The following is a 24,453-nucleotide window of genomic DNA, read 5'->3' as shown; positions in this document are numbered from 1 at the left end:
TCGCTCCTACAGTTAGCCGGGGTTACAGCTTGGCGGGAGAACGGCCGGGCTTCTTGGTTTGCAGCAGGTGCGAGAACACCGCGTGCAGATCGTCCGAAGCGCTTTCCTCGTCGAGGTTGAGCTTGCTGTCGATGTGATCCATGTGATGCATCATCAGGTTCACCGCCAGATCCGCGTCGCGGGCCTCGATGGCGTCGATCAACTGAGTGTGCTCGTCGTAGGAGCAGTGCGAACGGTTGCCGCTTTCGTACTGGGCGATGATCAACGAGGTCTGCGACACCAGGCTGCGCTGGAAGCTGATCAGCGGCGCATTCTTCGCCGCTTCGGCGAGCTTCAGGTGAAACTCGCCGGACAGGCGGATGCCAGCCCCACGGTCGCCGCGGGAGAAGCTGTCGCGCTCGTCGTTGACCATCTGCCGCAGCTCGGCCAGTTGCTCGGCCGTGGCATGCTGCACCGCCAGCTCGGTGATCGCTCGCTCCACCAGCCGGCGCGCCATGAATACCTGGCGGGCTTCCTCGACACTCGGGCTGGCCACGACCGCGCCGCGATTGGGCCGCAGCAGCACCACGCCTTCATGGGCCAGGCGCGACAGCGCGCGGCGGATGATGGTGCGGCTGACCCCGAAAATCTCCCCCAGCGCCTCTTCGCTCAACTTGGTGCCGGGCGCCAGGCGCTGTTCGAGGATGGCCTCGAAGATATGCGCGTAGACAATATCGTCCTGAGTCCCGCTGCGCCCGGCCTTGCCTGCTCGCGGTTGTTTCTTGAGGGGTTGCAACTGTTCGTTCATGGGCACTCGAGTCGGGAGAACTGCGGCGAATTGACCGTGACTGTAATACAGCACAGGAGGTCGCTGACAAGTATCGCGTAAAAACACTGGCACATTGTACACAACCCATTGGGTCCATTCGCAATAACTGTATTGATCCCGGGCGGTTGCGATGACTGTACGGCCATTTGCCGCCCTGGCTGTATTGCAATGAACAGTTACGTTTACGTTTAGGCTTGACCCCCTGCTTTCGTCACCCGCCCCCTTTGCACCGGGCTTTCGGGCGACAGATATCTTCATCAGAACAAGGAACAGCGCTCCATGTCCGACGCCTCCCTCGCGCCGCTGCGCCCCCTGGCCGACACCTCGCCCTCAGCCATAGTCGCCGGTTTCATCGCCATGATGACCGGCTACACCAGCTCCCTGGTGCTGATGTTCCAGGCCGGGCAAGCCGCCGGGCTGAGCAGCGGGCAGATTTCTTCATGGATCTGGGCCATCTCCATCGGCATGGCGGTGTGCAGCATCGGCCTGTCGCTGCGCTACCGCACGCCGATTACCATCGCCTGGTCGACCCCCGGCGCCGCGCTGCTGATCACCAGCCTGTCGGGCGTGACCTACGGCGAAGCCATCGGCGCCTACATCACCTGCGCGGTACTAGTCACCATTTGCGGCATGACCGGCAGCTTCGAGCGCCTGGTCAAGCGCATCCCGGCCTCCCTGGCCGCGGCATTGCTGGCGGGCATCCTGTTCAAGATCGGCAGCGAGATCTTCGTCGCGGCGCAGCACCGCACCGGCCTGGTGCTGGGCATGTTCTTCACCTATCTGCTGATGAAGCGCCTGTCGCCGCGCTACGCAGTACTCGCCGCGCTGGTGATCGGCACCGCCCTGGCCGGGGCGATGGGCCTGCTGGACTTCAGCGAATTCCACCTGGAAGTCGCCACGCCGGTCTGGACCACCCCGCACTTTTCCCTGGCGGCGACCATCAGCATCGGCATCCCGCTGTTCGTGGTGGCCATGACGTCGCAGAACATGCCCGGGGTCGCCGTGCTGCGCGCCGACGGCTACAACGTTCCGGCCTCGCCGCTGATCACCACCACCGGCATCGCCTCCCTGCTGCTGGCGCCGTTCGGTTCCCACGGCATCAACCTGGCGGCCATCAGCGCCGCTATCTGCACCGGCCCCCATGCCCACGAAGACCGCAACAAACGCTACACCGCGGCGGTCTGGTGCGGGATTTTCTACGGCATCGCCGGGGTCTTCGGCGCCACGCTGGCAGCCTTGTTCGCGGCCTTGCCCAAGGAGCTGGTGCTGTCGATCGCCGCCCTGGCGCTGTTCGGATCGATCATCAACGGCCTGAGCATTGCCATGAGCGAAGCCAGGGAGCGCGAGGCGGCGCTGATCACTTTCATGGTGACCGCGTCGGGCCTGACCCTGTTTTCCGTCGGCTCGGCGTTCTGGGGAATCGTGGCTGGGGTGCTGACGCTGGTGATCCTGAACTGGAACAAAGAATGACGTTCTGTAGCCGCTGCCGCAGGCTGCGACAAGTCCGAAGGACTTCAACGATTTCACGTCGTTTGCGCCCACTTCGTGGTCGATCGCAGCCTTCGGCAGCGGCTACAGGATGCTCTTCATTCCTGACATCGCACCCACGCAGCATCCCGGGATACAGGCCCGAAGCATGAGAGGTATTGAAGGGAGAGTAAATCGAGAAGGCTGTACAGGAACAGCCATGAGCCAGCGGCCCGGACGGCCGCCGACTCGGAACATCAGGCTACCGGATTGATCGAGTTTTCCGGGTACCAGACGTCCAGCAGCGGGCTGACTTCAACGCTGGTCAGCTCGGTGCGGGCCTTGAGCCAGGCTTCGACCTTGGCACGTTGCTCTTCGCTGACCGAACCGCGTTTGCTCAGGCAAACCAGGCCGAAATCATCGCCACCTACATAGCCGAGGCCGTTGGCTTCCATCGCCTCTTTCAGGAACGCGTCGAGGAAAGCGTCAATAGCCTCTTCGGCCAGATCTTCTTTGAAATCCAGGTTCAGCTCAAAACCCAGCTCCTGAAATTCATCTACGCAGAGTTTTTTGCGCAGACGGCGGGAACGGTTAGTGGCCATGGAACAATCCTCATAAGTAATAACGGGCGGCACTTTACCAGTTTAAGCAACCGATTGCCTGACTCTATGAGGGGCTTGGCGTGCCATTGGGAAAAAAAATAGCGGATTAGCCCGCCGCGGCACGGCACAAGCCGCTATACCTTGGGGCATAATGCCGACACTTTCGTGACCACTGAGGGAATTTATCGTCATGCCCTCATCTTTTTTTCCCTCGGCTGTAGGGTTTTACTTCATATGATCAAATCTTTGCGTCCATTGTTGCTTGCCGGCCTTCTTCTGCCCCTGGCCATTTCCGTCTCCGCCGCCCCCGTCAACACCACCCTTTCGCCCAAGGTCCAACAAGCCCTCAAGGCCAGCAAACTGCAGGACAACGCCCTGTCGCTGGTAATGATCCCGCTCAACGGCCCGGGCACGGCCACGGTCTACAACGCCGATGTGTCGGTCAACCCGGCGTCCACCATGAAGCTGGTCACCACCTACGCCGCCCTGGAAATGCTCGGCCCGACCCACCAGTGGAAAACCGAGTTCTACACCGACGGTACCCTGAGCGGCGGCATCCTCAACGGCAACCTGTACCTCAAGGGCGGCGGCGATCCCAAGCTGAACATGGAAAAACTCTGGCTGCTGATGCGCGACCTGCGAGCCAACGGCGTGCAGCAAGTGACCGGCGACCTGGTGCTGGACCGCAACTTCTTCGTACAACCGCAACTGCCGGAGTTCAACGACGACGGCAACGATGAGAACAAGCCGTTCCTGGTCAAGCCCGACGCCCTGCTGGTCAACCTCAAGGCCCTGCGCTTCGTGGCGCGCAACGACTCGGGCAAGGTGCTGATTTCCGTCGAGCCGCCGATCGCCAGCATCCGCATCGACAACCAGGTCAAGGCCGTCGGCGGCAAGCAATGCACGGGCGACGTGCGCTACAACCCGGTGCCGCAGGCAGACGGCGGCGTCACCGTGACCGTCAACGGCCAGTTGGGCGACGGCTGCAGCTCGCAGACCTACCTCTCGCTGCTCGACCACGCGACCTACACCGCGGGCGCCGTCCGTGCCATCTGGAAGGAACTGGGCGGCAGCATCCAGGGCAAGGACCGCCTGGCCACCGTGCCGTCCAGCGCCAAGGTGCTGGCGCGGGCTTTCTCGCCGGACCTGGCGGAGATCATCCGCGACATCAACAAATACAGTAACAACACCATGGCCCAGCAACTGTTCCTCAGCCTCGGCGCGCAGTACCGCACCGACGCCGACGGCGACGATGCCAAGGCCGCGCAACGGGTGGTGCGCCAGTGGCTGGCCAAGAAAGGCATCACCGCGCCGCATCTGGTGATGGAGAACGGCTCGGGCCTGTCCCGCGCCGAACGGGTCAGCGCCCGGGAAATGGCCTCCATGCTGCAGGCCGCCTGGAGAAGCCCGTACTCGGCGGAGTTCATCAGTTCGATGCCGATTGCCGGCATGGACGGCACCATGCGCAAACGCCTGAAGCGCACCGCCATGTCCGGCGAGGCCCACGTGAAGACCGGCACCCTGAACACCGTGCGCGCCATCGCCGGCTACAGCCGCGACAGCAACGGCAACACCTGGGCCGTGGTGGCGATCCTCAACGATCCGAAACCCTGGGGCGCGTCCTCGGTACTGGATCAGGTCCTGCTGGATCTGTACCGTCAGCCGAAGCTGGCAACCACCGCCTCGACCCTGTAAGGCATCGCTCGCCAGTGGCGCGGGGCAAGCCTCGCGTCACTGCCCTCCCTTCGCTCCCCCTGCCTCAGGCCATCTCGGCCTGGACCCGATCGCGGCCTGCCTGCTTGGCCGCATAGACTCCGGAATCCGCCCTCAGCAACAACCCGTCGGCGCCTTCGTGCTGACGCCAGCTGGCGATGCCGAAACTGGCGGTGACGACCCCCACCCCCTCGATCGGCGAACCGCGCAGCCCGCGCCACAGCTCATCGGCCAGGACCGACGCCTGCTGGCCGTCGGTGTCGGGGCACAACACCATGAACTCCTCGCCGCCCAGCCGGCAAAACACATCGGTGCGCCGCAGGCGATGGCTGATGCGCTCGCAGACAGCCCGCAGCACCCGGTCGCCCACGGCATGCCCGTACTGGTCGTTGATCCGCTTGAAGTGGTCGATATCCAGCATGATCACCGCCAGGTCGCCCACGCCCCGCTCGACTCGCGCCATTTCGGTTTGCAGGCGCTCCTGGAAGTAGCGACGGTTGTGGATGCCGGTCAGCGAGTCGGTGACCGACAGCGCCCGCAACTCTTCCTCGACCCGCTTGAGGTCTGAGATGTCCGACAGGTTGCCGTGCCACAACACCCCGCCCGCCGCCAGCCTTTCCGGCGTCGCCTCGCCTCGTACCCAGCGCAGGCCGCGCTGCGGCAGTTGCACGCGATACTCCTCGCGCCAGAGGCTGAGTTGCTTCGCCGAAGTACGGATCGAACTACGTACCCGCGCCACATCGTCGGGGTGGATGCGCGTGAACACCGGTTCGGCATCCAACTGCAGCTGCTGCGGCTCGATCTCGTAGATGTCGCGAATACCGTCGCTGACATAAGGAAAACTGGGATGGCCCTCGGCATCGATCTGGAACTGATAGATCCCGCCGGGCACGTGGGCGCTGAGTTTCTTCAGCAGGCGATCGCGGGCCGCCAGCGCTTCGTGGACCCGCTTGCGTTCGGTGATATCGATGCAGATCGCCAGGTGTCCGACCCACAGGCCATGGTCGTCCAGCACCGGGGTCGCCAGCATGTTCACTGCCAGGTGGCTGCCGTCGTGGCGGACCAGGGTCCACTCGCGGGTCGCATCGCCGCTGGCCTCGGAGCCGTCACCCAGCATCGCCTGGCTTATCGGAATCTGCCGGCCATAACGCTGGCCGAGCGCCTGCGCCCGCGCATTCAACTCCTCGGGCAGGTGCAGGCTCTCCAGGGTCATGTGGCCGACGACTTCGGCGCTCTTGTAACCGAGCATGTGTTCGGCCCCGGCATTGAACGTACTGATCACACCCCGCAAGTCGGTGGCAATAATCGCGACCTGAGTCGCCGCATTGAGCACGCTGCGCAGCTTGCCGTGGGTGCCGCGCAGTTCCTGCTCCCTGACCCGCAGCTCCTCGGTGCGCTGCTCCACCAGCCGCAACGCCCGCTGCCGCTGGCTGACCAACACGTACAGCAAGGCACTGAGCAGCAGGCTGAGCAAGCCGCCCAGGACCACCTGGCTGGACGCCGAAGAGTGGTTGGCCTGGAGGAAGAGCGCGCTGGGGCGGATGTTCACCTGGTAATCATGATCGGCCAGGCTCAACACCCGGGTCATCGACAGCGAGCTGGCGCCGGGGCCGTTGCTCGACTCGTAGAGCTGCCCGGAGGCCTCGTCGGTCGACAGGTCGATGATCTGCACGAACAGGTTGTCGTGGTTCTGCTCGGGCAGACCGTCGACCACCAGTTGCCGCATGCTGATCACCGCGATCACATAACCGTAGGGTTCGGACGATAGTACAGGCATGGTGGCGCGTACGCTGACGGGCGTCGCCAGGACGATGCCGCGCGCATAGGAAGGCTCGACGCCGACCAGCCGCACCGGCTGCGAGACCGCGGCACCGCCGCGCGACCGTGCCCGCTCGAGGGTATCGCGACGCAACGGCTGGCCCAGCAGGTCGAAGCCGAGCGGCGAGCCCAGCGCGCTCTGGGTCTGGCTGTAGAGCACCGGCACATATTCAGCGCGCTCGGGCGCGCGCTGCAGCTTGCCATCGGCATCCAGGTCGGAAATGGAGAAATGGCTCACCCCTTGCTCCCGCACCCGACGCTCGAACAACCCGCGCTCGGTGCCGCTGACCCGTGGCGCCCAGGCATAGGCCTGGGTACGGTGCAAAAGAGGTTGGGTGTAACCGTCGAAATCCTGGCGCGAGACCGAGCCGGAATTGATGAAGAAGCGCTTGAGGCCGTCGAGGCGTTGCTCCTGATCCTCGAAGCGCTCTTCGATGCGGCTATACCGTTCGCTGGCCAGCAGTTGGAAGCGCTGTCGCAACTGCTGCTGATACAGGTTGAACGTCGACCAGGCCAGCAACCCGGTCAATACACAACCACACAACATGACCAGCAGCGCAACCAGCCCGGCCGACGCGTCTTCGCTGATGAAGCCCAGAATTTTCGGGCGTACCGAGTGCAACGACATAAGCAAAACTCATAACGCCAGCGAACGTGAGCGTCACATGGGCCTGCATTGAGTTATAGCTATTCGCCACTAATTTGGCTAGAGCAAAGAGCCTTGGAAATCAAGGCTCTGTGGATCCAATCGCACTCAACGGGCGGTGATTTTCCAGGCCCGGTGAATCTTGCCGTTACGGGCAAAATCCGGGTCGATGGTCTTGGCGCTAATCTCCTCGACCGCATAGCGCGCCGCGAGGTTTTCCTCGAGCTGGAACTTGCGGAAATTGTTGGAGAAATACAGCACGCCGCCGCTCGCCAACCGGGCCATGGCCAGGTCGAGCAGTTGCACGTGGTCGCGCTGTACGTCGAACACCCCTTCCATGCGCTTGGAGTTGGAGAAAGTCGGCGGGTCGATGAAGATCAGGTCGAACTCGTCGCGGCAGGTTTCCAGCCACGCCATGACATCGCCCTGCTCCAGGCGGTTCTTGTCGGAGAAGCCGTTGAGCGACAGGTTGCGGCGCGCCCAGTCCAGGTAAGTCTTCGACAGGTCGACGCTGGTGGTGCTGCGCGCCCCGCCCTTGGCCGCATGCACACTGGCGGTGGCGGTGTAGCAGAACAGATTGAGGAAACGCTTGCCGGCGGCTTCTTTCTGAATACGCATCCGCATCGGCCGGTGATCGAGGAACAGCCCGGTGTCGAGGTAGTCGGTGAGGTTGACCAACAGCTTCACCCCACCTTCGTTGACCTCGGTGAACTTGCCCTGGGCGCTCTGGCGCTCGTACTGCTTGGTGCCGCTCTGGCGCTCGCGGCGCTTGATCACCACCCGGCTCTTGTCGACATTCAACGCCTGCGGAATGGCCGCCAGGGCGTCGAACAGACGGGCCTGGGCTTTTTCCGGGTCGATGGATTTCGGCGCGGCGTATTCCTGCACGTGCACCCAGTCGTGGTACAGGTCGATGGCCAGGGAGTATTCCGGCATGTCGGCATCGTAGACGCGGTAGCACTCGACGCCTTCGCGCTTGGCCCACTTGCCCAGCAACTTGAGGTTCTTCTGCAAGCGGTTGGCGAACATCTGTCCGCCTTCGCTCAGGCGTGCCTGCTCGACCACCGGGGCTGGCGCTGGCACCGGCTTGATCGGGTTGCCGTTCTTGTTGTACTGGCGCTCCTGCGGTGCCGGCGACGCCTGCTCGGCCTCGGCCTGCTCGCGCTCGAGCTGACGCTGCTCCGGGGTGCGGCGCTCGCCGGTGACGAACTGGTCCGGCTGCACCTTGATCAGCAGCAGCTTGCACGGCAAGGCACCGTTCCAGAACGAATACTGCTTGTGGCTGCGGATACCCATGCGCTTACCCAGGTCCGGCGCGCCGGTGAACACCGCGGCCTCCCAGCCCAGGCAGGCCTGGCGCAGGCGTTCGCCCAGGTTCTGGTAGAGGTACAGCAGGCTGGCTTCGTCGCCCAGGCGTTCGCCGTAGGGCGGGTTGCTGATCACCAGGCCTTTCTGGTTCTGGTCCGGACGCGGCTCGAAGGTCGCCACTTCGCCCTGGTAGATCTTGATCCACTCGCTGAGGCCGGCGCGCTCGACGTTGTTGCGCCCCGGCTGGATCAGCCGTGGGTCGGCTTCATAACCGCGAATCCACAGCGGCGGCTTGGCCAGGCCGGCCTGGGCCCGCGCCAGCGCTTCTTCGTGCAACTTGCGCCACAAGGCCGGGACGTGGCCGAGCCAGGCAGTGAAGCCCCACTGTTCGCGCTTGAGGTTGGGAGCGATGTCGGCGGCGATCATCGCCGCTTCCACCAGGAAGGTACCCACGCCGCACATCGGGTCGGCCAGGGCGCCGCCGCTGGCCGCGATGCGTGGCCAGCCGGAACGGATCAGGATCGCCGCCGCGAGGTTTTCCTTCAGCGGCGCCGCGCCCTGCTGCAGGCGATAGCCGCGCTGGTGCAGGCTGTGGCCGGACAGGTCGAGCGAGAGAATGGCTTCGCCGCGATCCAGGCGCAGGTGAATGCGCAGGTCCGGGTTGAGCTTGTCGATGGACGGACGCTCGCCGGTCGGCGTGCGCAGTTTGTCGACGATGGCATCCTTGACCTTCAGGGCGCCGAAGTGGGTGTTATCGATGCCCGAGCCATGGCCGCTGAACTCCACCGCCAGGGTGCCGTCCGCCAGCATGTGGTCCTGCCAGTCGACGTCGTGCACGCCGTCGTAGAGGTCTTCGGCGTTTTTCATCGGGAAACGCTTGAGCACCAGCAGTACCCGGTTGGCCAGGCGCGACCACAGGCACAGGCGGTAAGCGGTTTCCATGTCGGCCATGCCGCGCACGGCCGAGGTGTGTTCGCGCGCGTCTTCAAGGCCAAGCCCGGCGGCTTCCTCGATGAGCAGGCCTTCAAGGCCTTTGGGACAGGTGAGGAAGAGTTCGTAGCGATCCGACATGGGAGTTCAAGGCCTTTGGCAATAAGTGAACGGACAACGCATCGTCCGCCCGGTTTTCAATCAAGCGCTTTTCTTGAAGAGCGCCCGCGTGGCACGGATGTGTGCCGTCCCGCCCCTGCCGTTCAGCTCGCCGCTAGCGGTAGCCGCTGGGGTCAAAAAAGCTTAGATGCCGGGGCAGATAAAAAAGTCAGTGAAACAAAAGGTCATAACTCGACCTTTCATCGAATAATACCCGAGTGCAACGGGATGGGATTCTCACTAAAGCATTAAGCCCATCATTCAGTAAGAGGCTGATCATAGCGAGGTTTGCCCGATTGCCCCGGTACGGGGCAGGCCATTCTTATGGCCTTACCACCATTATCGTTACGTCCTTATGACAAAACGATCATTCACACGTTGTGACGCATTGGTTAGAAATCAACTCAGGTTGGCGCCGCAACGACGCCAACGCCACGCTCGCGACGCCGGCAGCGAGCACCAACGGCAGAAGCATTCTGCCCGGCCTCAAACGAGGTCGACGGGACATAAGTACAGTCAACAAGTGAGGGAAACACCCTATGAGAAGACTTAAGCGTGATCCGTTGGAAAGAGCATTTTTGCGCGGATATCAGTATGGCGTTCATGGCAAATCCCGTGAGCTTTGCCCATTTACTCTACCGTCGGTACGCCAAGCCTGGATCAACGGCTGGCGAGAAGGACGCGGCGACAACTGGGACGGTATGACCGGCACTGCGGGAATCCACAGACTCAACGAACTTCACGCCGTTGGCTAAAACAGGGCACACACTCCGACACCAAAATCTGAATACGTAACGACTTAACCACGCACGTCCCATCCGGACGGCGGGCTGCGGCCCAGGGGCTCCTTTCAGGAGCCCTTTTTATTGGGCGCGCAAAAAGCTCCGGCCTCAGCGCAACGCGGCGATCGCATCCACCGACTCGCGGATCAGCGCCGGCCCCTTGTAGATGAACCCCGAGTACAGCTGCACCAGGCTGGCGCCGGCGGCGATCTTTTCCGCCGCATGCTTGCCTTCGGTGATGCCGCCCACCGCAATGATCGGTAAACGTCCTGCCAGCTCGCTAGCCAGCACCTTCACGGTGTGGGTGCTCTTGTCGCGCACCGGCGCACCAGACAGGCCGCCCGCCTCGTCGCCATGTTCCATGCCTTCGACACCGACCCGGCTCAGAGTGGTGTTGGTGGCAATGACCGCGTCCATCCCGGTTTCGATCAGCGCTTGCGCGACCTCGGCGGTTTCTTCGTCGGTCATGTCCGGGGCGATCTTGATCGCCAGCGGCACGCGCTTGCCATGTTGCACCGCCAGTTCCTGCTGACGCTGGCCAAGGGCACCGAGCAACTGCTTGAGCGACTCGCCGAACTGCAAGCTGCGCAGGCCCGGGGTATTCGGCGAGCTGACATTGACCGTCACGTAGCTGGCGTGGGCATACACCTTGTCCAGGCAGATCAGGTAGTCGTCCACCGCGCGCTCGACCGGGGTATCGAAGTTCTTGCCGATGTTGATCCCCAGCACACCCTTGTACTTGGCGGCCGCCACCCGGGCCAGCAAGTGATCGACACCCAGGTTGTTGAAGCCCATACGGTTGATGATCGCCTCGGCTTCCGGCAGGCGGAAGATCCGCGGCTTGGGATTGCCCGGCTGCGGACGCGGGGTGATGGTGCCGATCTCGACGAAACCGAACCCCAGCTGGGCGAAACCGTCGATGGCCGCACCGTTCTTGTCCAGGCCCGCTGCGAGGCCGACCGGGTTCGGGAAGTCCAGGCCCATGACGTTCACCGGCATCTGCGCCGGCGCCTTGCACAGCAAGCCGTTGAGGCCCAAACGCCCGCCCGCGCCGATCAGGTCCAGGGACAGATCGTGGGAGGTTTCCGGGGAGAGTTTGAACAACAGCTGGCGGGCCAGGGTATACATGGGCGGGCTTGACTCGGTGGCGGCGAAATGAGGCGGCGATTATAGCCGGGCATCGGGCTCGCAGGCGAGGCGCGCGGCGAAATCGACGGTGAATGGCATATGCCTTGCACCACAACCGTCATCAGCACCCGGGCCAATGGCGGCGCGGGCTGCAAGACAAAGGCGTCGTCACCTCGCCGGCTCTGCCTGGCGCACGGGTACGACGTTTTTTTATGGCAGTTTTTTATCCAAGCTTTTTAGGGACGGCGCCACCCATGAATGAACTTCCCGTCAGCCCGCTGGCCTGGGTCAACGGCAGCGATGCCCCGGAAAAGACCGCGATCAACCTCGGTTTCATGGCCCTGAGCGACTGCGCCTCGGTGGTCGTCGCCGCCACCCAGGGCTTCGCCCAGCCTTACGGCCTGACCCTGAACCTCAAACGCCAGGCGTCCTGGGCCAACCTGCGGGACAAACTGGTGAGCGGCGAGCTGGATGCCGCCCACAGCCTGTACGGCCTGATCTACGCCGTGCACCTGGGGATCGGCGGGGTCAACGCCACCGACATGGCGGTGTTGATGGGCCTGAATCAGAACGGCCAGAGCATCAACCTGTCGCGGGACCTGCAAGCGCTGAACGTGACCAGTCCTGAAGCGCTGGACAAACATGTGCACCAAAGCCGGGCGAGGCTGACCTTCGCCCAGACCTTCCCCACCGGCACCCACGCCATGTGGCTGTATTACTGGCTGGCCGCCCAGGGCATCCACCCGTTGCAGGATGTCGACAGCGTGGTGGTGCCGCCACCACAGATGGTCGCGCACCTGCAGGCCGGGCGCATCGACGGCTTCTGCGTGGGCGAGCCCTGGAGCGCCAGCGCGGTCAACCAGGACCTGGGCTTCACCCTCGCCACTAGCCAAGCGATCTGGCCGGACCACCCGGAAAAGGTCCTCGGCTGTACCCGCGCCTTCGTCGAGCAATACCCGAACACCGCCCGGGCGCTGGTGATGGCGATCCTCGAGGCCAGCCGCTTCATCGAACAGAGCCGCGAGAACCGCCAGGGCACCGCCCAGTTGCTGAGCGCCAGCGACTACCTCGATGCGCCGCTGGACTGCATCGAGCCGCGCCTGCTGGGCGAGTATGCCGACGGCCTCGGCAACCGCTGGCAGGACCCGCACGCGCTGCGTTTTCACAATGGCGGCGCGGTCAACCTGCCGTACCTGTCCGACGGCATGTGGTTCATGACCCAGTTCCGTCGCTGGGGCCTGCTGCGCGAAGACCCGGATTACCTCGGCGTCGCCCGCCAGGTCCAGCAGTTGCAGCTCTACCGCGAGGCCGCCACCGCGGTCGGCGTCGCGTCCTGGGGCCAGGACATGCGCAGCAGCCAGTTGATCGACGGCAAGCAGTGGGACGGCTCGGACCCTGCCGCCTACGCCCGCAGCTTCCAGCTGCATGCCCTGAGCGACAGCTCCCCTCTTCTCGCCAGCCGCTGACAGGAGCCCGAGACCATGTTGCGTATCCTGCTGATCAACGACACCGCGAAGAAGGTCGGTCGGCTCAAGGCGGCCCTGACGGAAGCCGGCTTCGAGGTCATCGACGAATCGGGCCTGACCATCGACCTGCCGGCACGCGTCGAAACGGTGCGCCCGGACGTGATCCTGATCGATACCGAATCACCGAGCCGCGATGTGATGGAACAAGTGGTACTGGTCAGCCGCGACCAGCCGCGGCCGATCGTGATGTTTACCGACGAGCACGACCCGAACGTGATGCGCCAGGCCATCAAGTCCGGGGTCAGCGCCTATATAGTCGAGGGCATCCAGGCCCAGCGCCTGCAACCCATCCTCGATGTGGCCATGGCCCGCTTCGAGAGCGACCAGGCGCTGCGCGCGCAACTGCTGGCGCGCGACCAGCAGCTGGCCGAGCGCAAGCGCATCGAACTGGCCAAGGGCCTGCTGATGAAAATGAAAGACTGCAACGAAGAACAGGCCTACACCCTGATGCGCCGCCAGGCCATGAGCCGCCAGCAGAAGCTGATCCAGGTGGCGGAGCAGATCATCGCCATGGGCGAGCTGCTCGGCTGAAGGACGCCATCGCGAACAAGCTCGCTCCTACATGAACATGCGTCTCCCCCTGCAGGAGCGAGCTGGCTCGCGATCGACCGCGCAGCGGTCGAATACCGACAGCCCCCACTCCAGATTCTTGGCACAGTTCTGGCTTTGTAATCGCCACAGGTAACCAACGGCGGTTGCCCCACCTACGACAAAGACGTCGCACACCCTTCTCGCTCCAGGCGAAACGGGTTGCGGCGTTTTTTCGTTTTGGCCCCACAGCCCGGGGCCGGTGGAGCGGCCGTACTGGCGCCCCACGCAAAAGCTCATGACTCCTTTCGAGATTCTTTACAGCTGAGGTGCGCGATGAATTCAAACTTCTGGAAATCCGGCCACACTCCGACATTGTTCGCGGCCTTCCTCTATTTCGACCTGAGCTTCATGGTCTGGTACCTGCTCGGCCCGCTGGCGGTGCAGATCGCCGCCGACCTGCAACTGACCACCCAGCAACGCGGGCTGATGGTGGCCACGCCGATCCTGGCCGGCGCCGTGCTGCGCTTCGCCATGGGCCTGCTGGCCGATCGCCTGTCGCCCAAGACCGCCGGGCTGATCGGCCAGGTGATTGTCATCGGCGCACTGTTCTGTGCCTGGAGGCTGGGTATCCACAGCTATGAACAGGCACTGCTGCTGGGGCTGTTCCTGGGCATGGCCGGCGCCTCGTTCGCCGTGGCCCTGCCGCTGGCCTCGCAATGGTATCCGCCGCAGCACCAGGGCAAGGCGATGGGCATCGCCGGGGCCGGCAACTCCGGCACGGTGTTCGCGGCGCTGTTCGCTCCGCTGCTGGCCGGCGCCTTCGGCTGGAGCAACGTGTTCGGCTTCGCCCTGATCCCGCTGGTCCTGACCCTGGTGCTGTTCGCCTGGCTGGCCCAGAACGCCCCGGAACGGCCCAAGGCCAAATCCATGGCCGACTACTTCAAGGCCCTGGGCGACCGCGACAGCTGGTGGTTCATGTTCTTCTACAGCGTGACCTTCGGCGGCTTCATCGGCCTGGCCAGCGCCCTGCCCGGCTACTTCAACGACCAGTACGGCCTGAGCCCGGTCACCGCCGGCTACTACACCGCCGCCTGCGTGTTCGGCGGCAGCCTGATGCGCCCCCTGGGCGGCGCCCTGGCCGATCGTTTCGGCGGCATCCGCACCCTGCTGGTGATGTACAGCGTCGCGGCGGTGTGCATCGCCGCGGTCGGCTTCAACCTGCCGAGCTCCTACGCGGCCCTGGCGCTGTTCGTCTGCACCATGCTCGGCCTGGGTGCCGGCAACGGCGCGGTCTTCCAACTGGTGCCGCAACGTTTTCGCCGCGAGATCGGGGTAATGACCGGGCTGATCGGCATGGCCGGCGGCATCGGCGGTTTCGCCCTGGCCGCGGGCATGGGCGCGATCAAGCAAAGCACCGGCAGCTATCAGCTGGCCCTGTGGCTGTTCGCCAGCTTGGGCGTCCTGGCCTGGTTCGGCCTGCACGGGGTGAAACGCCGCTGGAGAACCACCTGGGGCTCGGCGGCCGTCACCGCGGCCCGGGTCTGAGCCGTCCATGAGCCTGCGACTGAGCCACGCCCAGGCCAGCGCCATCGGGCCCCGCGCGGAAAACCAGGACGCCCTGCGCCTGGTCACTCCGGCGCCGGCCCTGGCCGCCAGCAAAGGGTTGTTGTTCGCCATCGCCGACGGCGTCAGCCAGTGCGCCGACGGTGGCCTGGCCGCGCGCTCGACCTTGCAGGCGCTGGCGCTGGACTACTACGCCACCCCGGAAACCTGGGCCGTGGCCCAGGCCCTGGAGCGCCTGCTGCTGGCGCAGAACCGCTGGCTGCAAGCCAATGGCGGCGGCCAGCCGCTGCTGACCACCGTCAGCGCCCTGGTGCTGCGCGGCCGGCGCTTTACCCTGGCCCACGTGGGCGACTGCCGGGTCTATCGCTGGCACGCCGAGCAATTGCAGCGCATCAGCGCCGACCACGTCTGGGACCAGCCCGGCATGCAGCATGTGCTCAAGCGCGCCCTGGGCCTGGACCAGCACCTGGTGGTGGACTTCCTCGACGGCGAGCTGCGGGAAAACGAAAGTTTCCTGATGCTCAGCGACGGGGTCTGGGCCACCCTGGGCGACACCGCCGTCGCCGCGATCCTGCGCGACCAGCCCGACCTCGACAGCGCGGTGCAGACCCTGATCAGCGCGGCGCACCTGGCCGGCAGCCAGGACAACGCCAGCGCCCTGCTGGTGCGGGTCGACGCCCTGGGCGAAAGCTCCATCGGCGATGCGCTGATCCACTTGCAGCAATGGCCGTTGCCGCCGCCGCTGAAGCCGGGCCAGGCCTTCGAGGGCTGGCAGGTGGATGCGCTGCTCGGCCACAGCCAGCAATCGCTGCTGTACCGGGTGCGCGACGCGCAACAGCAACCCTGGCTACTCAAGACCCTGCCCGGCCACTTGCACGACGACCCGGTCGCCGGGCAATCACTGCTGTCGGAGGAATGGTTCTTGCGCCGGGTGGCCGGCCGGCACTTTCCCGAAGTGCATGCCGCGACCGCCCGCCAACACCTGTATTACGTGATGCGCGAATACCCGGGACAGACCCTGGCCGAGTACCTGCAACACCACGGTCCGTTGCCGCTGGCCCAATGGCAGGACCTGGCCGAACGCCTGCTGCGGGCCGTGGGCCTGCTGCACCGCCGGCAGATCCTGCACCGCGACATCAAGCCGGAAAACCTGCTGCTCGGCGACGACGGCGAGCTACGCCTGCTGGACTTCGGCCTGGCCTATTGCCCCGGCCTGTCCGAAGACCAGGCCCACCTGCTGCCCGGCACCCCGAGCTACATCGCCCCGGAAGCCTTCGGCGGCGTAGCGCCGACGCCGCGACAGGACCTGTACGCGGTAGGCGTGACCCTCTACCGGCTGCTGACCGGGCATTTTCCCTACGGCGAGATCGAAGCCTTCCAGCGCCCGCGCTTCACCGTTCCAGTCAGCGCCAGCCGCTATCGGCCGGACCTGCCGGACTGGCTCGAACAAAGCCTGGACCGCGCGCTCCAGGCCGACCCGGCTCAGCGCTACGAAACCGCCGAAGAGTGGTTGCTGGTGCTGGAACAGGGCGAACGCCGCAGCCTCAGCGTACGCCCCCGGCCGCTGCTGGAGCGCGAGCCCTTGAAGGTCTGGCGAACCCTGGCGCTGATCTCGCTGCTGCTCAACCTGCTGTTGCTGTACCTGTTCCTGCATCGCTGACAATCACCTCTGTAGCCGCTGCCGCAGGCTGCGATCGACGGCGCAGCCGGCGCAAGGGCGGTTCCCCGGAGCTGCGGATAGACCGCGTCGTCAGGTTTTGCGGCCCCTTCGGTGCCGTTCGCAGCCTGCGGCAGCGGCTACAGGAGTCCGCGCAGGTTGCTCCAGAAACGGGCAAGGCGCTTTGAATCAGTGCAGGATTTCCCCCGTCCACCCCGCAAAACCGTGGTCATCCGGCGAAAACCGCCGCTGGCGGAACTTGGCACAACCGCTGCATTGACTCTCCCAACAGTACATACAGCTCGACCTTCAACGACGAAGGTTGCGCTTCCCGAGAGAACGGGACCGGACAAAGGCGTCCTCACCAGGCAACTGGCGAGGCGCCTTTTTTGTTTGCGCAACGTTTATCGAGCCAGGCCCAGCCCACCGTGAGCGGCAGCCTGTCTACGCGGAGATCGACATGAAAAAACTCAAACTGGTGATGATCGGCAATGGCATGGCCGGGGTGCGGACCCTGGAGGAACTGCTCAAGCTGAGCAACGAGCTGTACGACATCACGGTCTTCGGCGCGGAACCCCACACCAACTACAACCGCATCCTGCTCTCCCCGGTGCTGGCCGGCGAACAGACGTTCGAGGAGATCGTGCTCAACGACCTCGACTGGTACCTGGAAAACCACATCAAGCTGCTGCTCAATCGCAAGGTGGTGGAGATCGACCGGGTCAAGCGCCGGGTAATCGCCGAAGACGGCACCGAGGCCGAGTACGATCGCCTGCTGATCGCCACCGGCTCCACGCCGTTCATCCTGCCGATCCCCGGCAACGACCTGCAGGGCGTGATCGGCTACCGCGATATCGCCGACACCCAGGCGATGATCGACACCGCCAAGACCCACCGGCACGCAGTGGTCATCGGCGGCGGCCTGCTGGGCCTGGAAGCCGCCAACGGCCTGATGCTGCGGGGCATGGACGTGACCGTGGTGCACATCGGCGAATGGCTGCTGGAACGGCAGCTGGACAAGACCAGTGGCCAGCTGCTGCAAAGCGCCCTGGAAAGCCGTGGCCTGAAATTCCGCCTCAGCGAGCAGACCCAAGCCCTGTACGACGCGGGCAACGGCCGGGTCGGTTCGGTGCAGTTCAAGAACGGCGACATCATCCCCGCCGACCTGGTGGTGATGGCCGCCGGCATCCGCCCCAATACCGCCTTGGCGGAAAAGGCCGGCCTGCCGTGCAGCCGCGGGATCCTGGTCAACGACACCCTGCAAACCTACGATCCGCGCATCTACGCCATCGGCGAGTGCGCCAGCCACCGCGGCATCGCCTACGGCCTAGTAGCGCCGCTGTTCGAGCAAGCCAAGGTCTGCGCCAACCACCTGGCGCAACTGGGCTTTGCCCGCTACCAGGGCTCGGTGACCTCGACCAAATTGAAAGTCACCGGCATCGACCTGTTCTCCGCCGGCGACTTCATGGGCGGCGAAGGCACCGAGACCATCACCCTCTCCGACCCCATCGGCGGGGTGTACAAGAAACTGGTGATCAAGGACGACATCCTGGTCGGTGCCTGCCTGTACGGCGACACCGCCGACGGCGGCTGGTACTTCCGGCAGATCCGCGAAAACCACGGCATCGGCGAAATCCGCGACCACCTGATGTTCGGCGAGAACGCCCTGGGCGACGTCGGCCACCAGGGCCAGGACAAGGCCATGAGCATGGCCGACACCGCCGAAGTCTGCGGCTGCAACGGCGTGTGCAAAGGCACCATCGTCAAGGCGATCCAGGAGCACGGCCTGTTCAGCGTCGACGAGGTCAAGAAACACACCAAGGCCGCCAGTTCCTGCGGCTCCTGCGCCGGCCTGGTGGAACAGATCCTGATCAACACCGTGGGCGGCGCGGCCGACGTCAAGCCGAAAAGCGAGAAAGCCATCTGCGGCTGCAGCGACCTCAACCACGGGCAGATCCGCCGGGCGATCCGCGAACAGCACCTGCTGACCATCGCCAGCGCCATGGGCTACCTGAACTGGCGCACGCCCAATGGCTGCGCCACCTGCCGCCCGGCGCTGAACTACTACCTGATTTCCACCTGGCCGGGCGAAGCCAGGGACGATCCGCAGTCGCGGCTGATCAACGAACGGGCCCACGCCAATATCCAGAAAGACGGCACCTATTCAGTGGTGCCGCGGATGTGGGGCGGCGTCACCACGCCTTCCGAACTGCGGCGCATCGCCGACGTGGCGGACAAGTACCAGGTGCCCATGGTCAAGGTCACCGGCGGCCAGCGTATCGACCTGCTGGGCATCAAGAAACAGGACCTGCCCGGGGTCTGGAAGGACCTGGACATGCCTTCCGGCCACGCCTACGGCAAGTCCATCCGCACCGTGAAAACCTGCGTCGGCAGCGAGTTCTGCCGCTTCGGCACGCAGAACTCGACCCAGCTGGGCATCGAGCTGGAGCATGACCTGTTCAACATGTGGTCGCCGCACAAGGTCAAGCTGGCGGTCTCCGGCTGCCCGCGCAACTGCGCTGAAGCGGGGATCAAGGACGTCGGCATCATCGGCGTCGACTCGGGCTGGGAGATGTATATCGGCGGCAACGGCGGGATCAAGACCGAGGTCGCGGAGTTCTTCGTCAAGCTGAAAACCGCCGACGAAGTGCGCGAATACAACGGCGCCTTCCTGCAGCTGTACCGCGAGGAAGCCTTCTACCTGGAGCGCACCGTGCACTACCTGCAACGGGTCGGCATGGCGCACATCAAGCAGGCCGTCGTCGACGACCCTGAGCGGCGCAAGGCGCTCAACGAGCGTCTGCAATTCGCCCTGTCCTTCGAGCAGGACCCGTGGAAGGAGCGCCTGGAACAGCCGCTGCTGAAAAAGGAATTCGAGCCGATCCGCGTCAAGCAACTGGAGGTGCCGCTATGAACTGGCTGGATATCTGCGCTCTGGAAGAGATCAATGCCCTGGGCTCGCGCATCGTCAACGGCCCCACGGGCGACATCGCCATCTTTCGCACCGGCGACAACGAGGTTTTTGCCCTCGACGACCGCTGCCCGCACAAGGGCGGGCCGCTGTCCCAGGGGCTGATCTACGGCAAGAAGGTCGCCTGCCCGCTGCACAACTGGCAGATCGACCTGGAGTCCGGCGAGGCCCAGGCACCAGACATCGGCTGCGCCCATCACCACCTGGCGCGGGTGGAAAACGGCCGTGTGCTCCTGGCCCTGCGGGATGCCGGCTGATGAACCGCCAGACGACCGCCTCGACCTGCTGTTACTGCGGCGTTGGCTGTGGCGTGCTGATCGAGCACGACGGCGAACGCATCCTCGGCGTCAGCGGCGACCCGAGCCACCCGGCCAATTACGGCAAGCTGTGCAGCAAGGGCTCGACCCTGCACCTGACCGGCGACCTCGCCGCGCGCGCGCTGTACCCGGAGTTGCGCCTGGGCAAGGCCCTGGCGCGCAGCCGCACCGACTGGGACACCGCACTGGAGCACGCGGCCAATGTGTTTGCCGAGACCATCGCCGAGCACGGTCCCGACAGCGTGGCCTTCTATATCTCCGGGCAGTTGCTCACCGAGGACTACTACGCCTTCAACAAGCTGGCCCGGGCCCTGGTGGGCACCAACAACATCGACAGCAATTCGCGGCTGTGCATGTCCTCGGCGGTGGTCGGCTACAAACGCAGCCTGGGCGCCGACGCCCCGCCCTGCAGCTACGAAGACATCGAATTGAGCGACTGTGTGATGATCGTCGGCAGCAACATGGCCTACGCCCATCCAGTGCTGTTCCGCCGCCTTGAACAGGCCAAGCGCCTGCGCCCGCAGATGAAGGTGATCGTCATCGACCCGCGGCGCACCGACACCTGCGACCTGGCCGACCTGCACCTGGCGATCCTGCCCGGTACCGACGTCGCGCTGTTCCACGGCATCCTGCACCTGCTGCTGTGGCAGGACTGGATCGACCGCGATTTCATCAAGGCGCATACCGAGGGCCTGGCCGAGCTGAAGAACCTGGTGCACGACTACAGCCCGCCCATGGTCGCGCAGCTGTGCGGCATCAGCGTCGAGCAGTTGCGCCAGTGCGCCGAATGGGTCGGCACCTCGCCCAGCTTCCTGTCGCTGTGGTGCATGGGGCTGAACCAGTCCAGCGCCGGCAGCGCGAAAAACAGCGCGCTGATCAACCTGCACCTGGCCACCGGGCAGATCGGCCGCCCCGGCGCCGGCCCCTTCTCCCTCACCGGCCAGCCGAACGCCATGGGCGGCCGGGAAACCGGCAGCCTGTCGAACCTGCTGCCGGGGCACCGGGACGCCGCCAACCCGGAGCATCGGGCCGAAGTGGCGGCCTATTGGGGCGTCGAACAGCTGCCGGCCAACCCCGGTCTGAGCGCGATCGAATTGTTCGAGCAACTGCGCGGCGGCAAGATCAAGGCGCTGTGGATCGCCTGCACCAACCCGGCACAATCGCTGCCCGACCAGAACGCAGTACGCGAGGCGCTGCTGAACTGCCCATTCGTGGTCTTGCAAGAAGCCTTTCGCACCACCGAGACCGCGGCCTTCGCCGATCTGCTGCTGCCCGCCGCCAGCTGGGGCGAAAAGGAAGGCAGCGTGACCAACTCGGAACGGCGCATCTCCCATGTACGCCGTGCGGTGGCCGCCCCTGGCGAAGCCCGCCCGGACTGGGCCATCACCCTGGACTTCGCTCGGCGCCTGGAACACCGTTTGCGCCCACGGCAACCGAGCCTGTTTGCCCTGGATACGCCGGCCCAGGTGTTCGATGAATACAAGCAACTGACCCGCGGCCGGGACCTCGATCTGTCCGGTATCAGCCACGCGCTGATCGACCGCCTGGGGCCGCAGCAATGGCCCTTCCCTGCCGGCGCCGAACAGGGAACGCCGCGCCTGTACGGCGACGGCCGCTTTCCGACCGCCAGCGGTCGCGCGTACTTCGTCAGCGACCCTTATCGCGCCGCCAAGGAACAACGGGATGCGCGCTTCCCCCTGACCCTGATCACCGGCCGCCTGCGCGATCAATGGCACGGCATGAGCCGTACCGGCACCGCGGCCCAGCTGTTCGGGCATGTCAGCGAAGCCGTGTTGAGCCTGCACCCGGACGAACTGCGGCGCCAGAACCTGCAAGCGGGCGACCTGGTGTCGCTGAAAAGCCGGCGCGGCAGCGTGATTGTCGCCGTGACGGACGACGACAGCGTGCGCCCAGGCCAGGCTTTCCTGCCCATGCACTGGGGCGACCGGTTCCTCAAGGGCGGCGTCAACGCGGTCACCCAGCCAGCATTCGACCCGCTGTCCAAGCAGCCGGAACTCAAGCACAGCGGCGTCCGCCTGGAGCCGGTGCAATTGCCGTGGCAGTTGTTCGCCCTGATCGAAGGCAATGTGCAGGAGCATTTCGAAGCCCTGCGCCCGCTCTGCGAAAGCTTCGCCTACGTCAGCCTGAGCCTGGCCGGCCGCGAGCGCCCGGCCCTGCTGCTGCGCGCGGCCAATGCCGAGGCGCCGGCTCCGCAACTGCTCAAGGACATCGACCAGCTGCTGGAGCTCAACGAAGGCCCGGTACTGGCCTATGACGACCCTCGACGTGCCATCGGCAAACGGGTCCGCATCGAGCAGGGGCGGATCACGGCGATCCGCCTGGCCGGCGAAACCCTGGCCCGGCACTGGCTGCAGAACCTGTGGCTGGAAGGCAAGGCCGACGAACAGCTGCGCCGCTGGCTGCTGGCGCCGATGAGCACACCGCCGGGGGCCGCCGGGCTGATCACCTCGAGCGGCAAGACCCTGTGCAATTGCAAGAACGTCAGCCAGAGCGCGGTCTGTGCCGGGATTTCCCGCGGTCTGGACCTCGATGGCCTGAAACGGGAACTGGGTTGCGGTACGCAATGCGGTTCCTGTGTCCCAGAAATCAAACGCCTGCTGGCCACCTCGGCACAGCCCGTCGCAATCCCCCTGTGAGGAAACCCATATGAGCGCAAAAGTCTGGCTGGTAGGTGCGGGCCCTGGCGACCCTGAACTGCTGACCCTCAAGGCCGTTCGGGCCATGGGCGCAGCCGATGTGGTGCTGATCGACGATCTGGTCAACCCGGCGGTGCTGGAGCATTGCCCTCAGGCCCGGGTCATTGCCGTGGGTAAACGCGGCGGCTGTCGTTCGACGCCCCAGGCCTTCATTCATCGCCTGATGTTGCGCTACGCCCGGCAAGGCAAATGCGTGGTGCGCCTCAAGGGCGGCGATCCGTGCATCTTCGGCCGAGGCGGCGAGGAAGCGCAGTGGCTACAGGAGCGTGACATCGAGGTGGAGATGGTCAATGGCATCACCGCCGGCCTGGCCGGGGCGACCCAGTGCGGGATCCCGCTGACCCTGCGGGGTATCGCCCGTGGCGTCACCTTGCTGACCGCCCATACCCAGGACGACAGCAGCCTGAACTGGCAGGCCCTGGCGCAAAGCGGGACGACCCTGGTGATCTACATGGGAGTGGCCAAGCTGGGCGAGATCCGCGAACAACTGATCGCTGGCGGCCTGGCGCCGCACACCCCAGTGGCCATGATCGAGAACGCATCCCTGCCCGAACAGCGCCTGTGCCGCAGCGACCTGAATGCGATGCACGAGGATGCCCAAGCCTTCCAGCTCAAGAGCCCGGCCATCCTGGTCGTCGGCGAGGTGGCCGCTTCGGGCGCACAGCTGCCAGCCCTTGCCGAAGCGGCGTTATCGGCCTGATTCACGCCGCTTTCAACAAATCGCAGGCAAAGAAAAACCCGGCCTAGGCCGGGTTTTTCAAAGCTGCAAGCTACAGATTACTGAGCTTGTTGAGCTTGTGCTTCAACCTGCGCTTCTACGCGACGGTTTACAGCGCGGCCAGCTTCAGTTGCGTTGTCGGCAACTGGGCGGGACTCACCGTAGCCAACGGATTGAACGCGGCTCGACTCAACACCGTACTGGCTGGTCAGAACTTGCTTAACGGCGTTTGCACGACGCTCAGACAGTTTCTGGTTGTAAGCGTCAGGACCGACGGAGTCAGTGTGACCTTCAACAACGGTGGTGGTTTGTGGGTACTGCTTCATGAAGTCAGCGAGGTTCTTGATGTCAGCGTAGCTGTTAGGCTTCACGACCGACTTGTCGAAGTCGAACTTCACGTCCAGCTCAACACGAACCACTTCAGCAACCGGAGCTTCTGGCTCTGGAGTTGGCTCTGGAACTGGAGCTGGAGCAGGAGCTACCTTGCCAGCGTTGCCGCCGAAGTTCACACCCAGACCAACCAGGGCGGAGTAGTCCCACTTGCCGTTGTCCATTGCGTAGTCGGCTTCAACGCCGGCACGAGCGAACAGGTTGTCGGTGAAGTAGTACTTAACACCGGTACCAATGATAGCCAGGGACGACTGGTCGCGACCGCTGTGGCCGTCAGCCTGTACGTTGGTACGGCTCTGGTGACCGAAACCACCGGAAACGTATGGACGCAGGGAGTCCACGCCAGCTTGACCGAAGTGGTAGGTAGCCAGCAGGCTGCCGGTGTCACCCTTGATCTTCTGGTTGCCAGTACCGTCGTTCGAACGGGTGTGGTTGGTTTTGTCGTAGTTCAGGTCCAACGACAGGTCATCGGTCAAGAAGTAGCCGATACGAGCGCCTGGGTTGAAGCCGTCTTCGATGTGCTTAACGCTGTCGTTGTACTGTTTTTTGTAAAACAGTTCACCCTCGACCGCGCCTTGGCCTTGCGCCAGAACGCCGAACGAAGTCACGGCAACAATAGAACCAATGGCAATGCCCAAGGTGTTTTTCAGTTTCATCCGTTAAATCCCCATCTGGTGATTGTAAAGCAGTCCCACATACCGG

Annotated in this window: 17 protein-coding genes; 11 read left to right on the top strand and 6 right to left on the bottom strand. The window is 64.6% G+C overall.

Features of this window, described 5'->3' with window-relative positions; translation table 11 throughout:
* Positions 1-22: 22 nt before the first annotated feature.
* Positions 23-787, bottom strand: coding sequence for a GntR family transcriptional regulator (locus BTN82_RS09010; protein WP_075118792.1), 765 nt, complete (start codon positions 785-787; stop codon positions 23-25).
* A 300-nt stretch (positions 788-1,087) separates the two neighbouring features.
* Between BTN82_RS09010 and BTN82_RS09005 the strand changes: the two genes are divergently transcribed.
* Positions 1,088-2,278, top strand: a complete 1,191-nt coding sequence (locus BTN82_RS09005) for a benzoate/H(+) symporter BenE family transporter (RefSeq protein ID WP_075118791.1) — start codon at positions 1,088-1,090, stop codon at positions 2,276-2,278.
* Between the two features lie 254 nt (positions 2,279-2,532).
* Here BTN82_RS09005 and BTN82_RS09000 read toward each other — a convergent pair whose 3' ends face one another.
* Positions 2,533-2,877 (bottom strand): YggL family protein, encoded by a 345-nt coding sequence (locus BTN82_RS09000; RefSeq protein WP_007932191.1) that lies wholly within the window; start codon positions 2,875-2,877, stop codon positions 2,533-2,535.
* 234 nt (positions 2,878-3,111) lie between these two features.
* Here BTN82_RS09000 and dacB point away from each other — a divergent pair, with 234 nt between their 5' ends.
* Positions 3,112-4,572: a D-alanyl-D-alanine carboxypeptidase/D-alanyl-D-alanine-endopeptidase gene (dacB, locus tag BTN82_RS08995; protein ID WP_075118790.1), complete on the top strand. Its 1,461-nt coding sequence runs from the start codon at positions 3,112-3,114 to the stop codon at positions 4,570-4,572.
* Positions 4,573-4,636: 64 nt separating this feature from the next.
* Here the strand turns inward: dacB and BTN82_RS08990 are convergent, their stop codons facing one another.
* Both BTN82_RS08990 and rlmKL read right to left on the bottom strand, forming a co-directional pair.
* A complete protein-coding gene (locus BTN82_RS08990; protein WP_075118789.1) occupies positions 4,637-7,036 on the bottom strand; it encodes a diguanylate cyclase in 2,400 nt (799 codons plus the stop codon).
* A 126-nt stretch (positions 7,037-7,162) separates the two neighbouring features.
* Positions 7,163-9,433 (bottom strand): bifunctional 23S rRNA (guanine(2069)-N(7))-methyltransferase RlmK/23S rRNA (guanine(2445)-N(2))-methyltransferase RlmL, encoded by a 2,271-nt coding sequence (rlmKL, locus tag BTN82_RS08985; RefSeq protein ID WP_075118788.1) that lies wholly within the window; start codon positions 9,431-9,433, stop codon positions 7,163-7,165.
* Positions 9,434-9,990: 557 nt separating this feature from the next.
* On the opposite strand from rlmKL, the gene rmf reads away from it, so the two are divergent.
* Positions 9,991-10,206, top strand: a complete 216-nt coding sequence (gene rmf, locus BTN82_RS08975) for a ribosome modulation factor (RefSeq protein ID WP_002553055.1) — start codon at positions 9,991-9,993, stop codon at positions 10,204-10,206.
* Between the two features lie 135 nt (positions 10,207-10,341).
* On the opposite strand, the gene BTN82_RS08970 is transcribed toward rmf, so the two are convergent.
* The gene (locus tag BTN82_RS08970; RefSeq protein WP_075118787.1) at positions 10,342-11,361 is read right to left on the bottom strand and encodes a quinone-dependent dihydroorotate dehydrogenase; all 1,020 of its coding nucleotides are present in this window, start codon (positions 11,359-11,361) and stop codon (positions 10,342-10,344) included.
* A 254-nt stretch (positions 11,362-11,615) separates the two neighbouring features.
* Between BTN82_RS08970 and BTN82_RS08965 the strand changes: the two genes are divergently transcribed.
* From BTN82_RS08965 to cobA, 8 genes are all read left to right on the top strand, one after another.
* Positions 11,616-12,827: a CmpA/NrtA family ABC transporter substrate-binding protein gene (locus tag BTN82_RS08965; RefSeq protein WP_075118786.1), complete on the top strand. Its 1,212-nt coding sequence runs from the start codon at positions 11,616-11,618 to the stop codon at positions 12,825-12,827.
* 15 nt (positions 12,828-12,842) lie between these two features.
* Positions 12,843-13,418 carry an ANTAR domain-containing response regulator gene (locus BTN82_RS08960; RefSeq protein WP_075118785.1) on the top strand — a complete coding sequence of 192 codons (576 nt, stop codon included), beginning with the start codon at positions 12,843-12,845 and terminating at the stop codon, positions 13,416-13,418.
* 333 nt (positions 13,419-13,751) lie between these two features.
* A complete protein-coding gene (locus BTN82_RS08950) occupies positions 13,752-14,963 on the top strand; it encodes a nitrate/nitrite transporter (RefSeq protein WP_075118783.1) in 1,212 nt (403 codons plus the stop codon).
* A 7-nt stretch (positions 14,964-14,970) separates the two neighbouring features.
* Entirely contained in the window at positions 14,971-16,641 is a 1,671-nt protein-coding gene (locus BTN82_RS08945; RefSeq protein WP_075118782.1) for a bifunctional protein-serine/threonine kinase/phosphatase, read from the top strand.
* Between the two features lie 457 nt (positions 16,642-17,098).
* Entirely contained in the window at positions 17,099-19,552 is a 2,454-nt protein-coding gene (nirB, locus tag BTN82_RS08940; RefSeq protein WP_075118781.1) for a nitrite reductase large subunit NirB, read from the top strand.
* Positions 19,549-19,866, top strand: a complete 318-nt coding sequence (gene nirD, locus BTN82_RS08935) for a nitrite reductase small subunit NirD (protein ID WP_075118780.1) — start codon at positions 19,549-19,551, stop codon at positions 19,864-19,866. The genes nirB and nirD overlap by 4 nt, the downstream gene beginning before the upstream one ends.
* Positions 19,866-22,583 carry a nitrate reductase gene (locus BTN82_RS08930; RefSeq protein ID WP_075118779.1) on the top strand — a complete coding sequence of 906 codons (2,718 nt, stop codon included), beginning with the start codon at positions 19,866-19,868 and terminating at the stop codon, positions 22,581-22,583. Before nirD ends, BTN82_RS08930 begins: the two co-directional genes overlap by 1 nt.
* 10 nt (positions 22,584-22,593) lie before the next feature.
* Positions 22,594-23,343 carry a uroporphyrinogen-III C-methyltransferase gene (cobA, locus tag BTN82_RS08925; RefSeq protein ID WP_075118778.1) on the top strand — a complete coding sequence of 250 codons (750 nt, stop codon included), beginning with the start codon at positions 22,594-22,596 and terminating at the stop codon, positions 23,341-23,343.
* 77 nt (positions 23,344-23,420) lie between these two features.
* Here the strand turns inward: cobA and BTN82_RS08920 are convergent, their stop codons facing one another.
* Positions 23,421-24,407 carry an OmpA family protein gene (locus BTN82_RS08920; protein WP_075118777.1) on the bottom strand — a complete coding sequence of 329 codons (987 nt, stop codon included), beginning with the start codon at positions 24,405-24,407 and terminating at the stop codon, positions 23,421-23,423.
* Positions 24,408-24,453 lie beyond the last annotated feature (46 nt).

This window comes from Pseudomonas chlororaphis, assembly GCF_001921865.1.
GTDB lineage: Bacteria > Pseudomonadota > Gammaproteobacteria > Pseudomonadales > Pseudomonadaceae > Aquipseudomonas > Aquipseudomonas chlororaphis_D.
This window is presented reverse-complemented; position numbering and strand designations above follow the sequence as displayed.

Coding starts and splice junctions, on each gene's coding strand:
- BTN82_RS09010 (WP_075118792.1), bottom strand. CDS start 787: ATGAACGAACAGTTGCAACCCCTCAAGAAACAACCGCGAGCAGGCAAG.
- BTN82_RS09005 (WP_075118791.1), top strand. CDS start 1,088: ATGTCCGACGCCTCCCTCGCGCCGCTGCGCCCCCTGGCCGACACCTCG.
- BTN82_RS09000 (WP_007932191.1), bottom strand. CDS start 2,877: ATGGCCACTAACCGTTCCCGCCGTCTGCGCAAAAAACTCTGCGTAGAT.
- dacB (WP_075118790.1), top strand. CDS start 3,112: ATGATCAAATCTTTGCGTCCATTGTTGCTTGCCGGCCTTCTTCTGCCC.
- BTN82_RS08990 (WP_075118789.1), bottom strand. CDS start 7,036: ATGTCGTTGCACTCGGTACGCCCGAAAATTCTGGGCTTCATCAGCGAA.
- rlmKL (WP_075118788.1), bottom strand. CDS start 9,433: ATGTCGGATCGCTACGAACTCTTCCTCACCTGTCCCAAAGGCCTTGAA.
- rmf (WP_002553055.1), top strand. CDS start 9,991: ATGAGAAGACTTAAGCGTGATCCGTTGGAAAGAGCATTTTTGCGCGGA.
- BTN82_RS08970 (WP_075118787.1), bottom strand. CDS start 11,361: ATGTATACCCTGGCCCGCCAGCTGTTGTTCAAACTCTCCCCGGAAACC.
- BTN82_RS08965 (WP_075118786.1), top strand. CDS start 11,616: ATGAATGAACTTCCCGTCAGCCCGCTGGCCTGGGTCAACGGCAGCGAT.
- BTN82_RS08960 (WP_075118785.1), top strand. CDS start 12,843: ATGTTGCGTATCCTGCTGATCAACGACACCGCGAAGAAGGTCGGTCGG.
- BTN82_RS08950 (WP_075118783.1), top strand. CDS start 13,752: ATGAATTCAAACTTCTGGAAATCCGGCCACACTCCGACATTGTTCGCG.
- BTN82_RS08945 (WP_075118782.1), top strand. CDS start 14,971: ATGAGCCTGCGACTGAGCCACGCCCAGGCCAGCGCCATCGGGCCCCGC.
- nirB (WP_075118781.1), top strand. CDS start 17,099: ATGAAAAAACTCAAACTGGTGATGATCGGCAATGGCATGGCCGGGGTG.
- nirD (WP_075118780.1), top strand. CDS start 19,549: ATGAACTGGCTGGATATCTGCGCTCTGGAAGAGATCAATGCCCTGGGC.
- BTN82_RS08930 (WP_075118779.1), top strand. CDS start 19,866: ATGAACCGCCAGACGACCGCCTCGACCTGCTGTTACTGCGGCGTTGGC.
- cobA (WP_075118778.1), top strand. CDS start 22,594: ATGAGCGCAAAAGTCTGGCTGGTAGGTGCGGGCCCTGGCGACCCTGAA.
- BTN82_RS08920 (WP_075118777.1), bottom strand. CDS start 24,407: ATGAAACTGAAAAACACCTTGGGCATTGCCATTGGTTCTATTGTTGCC.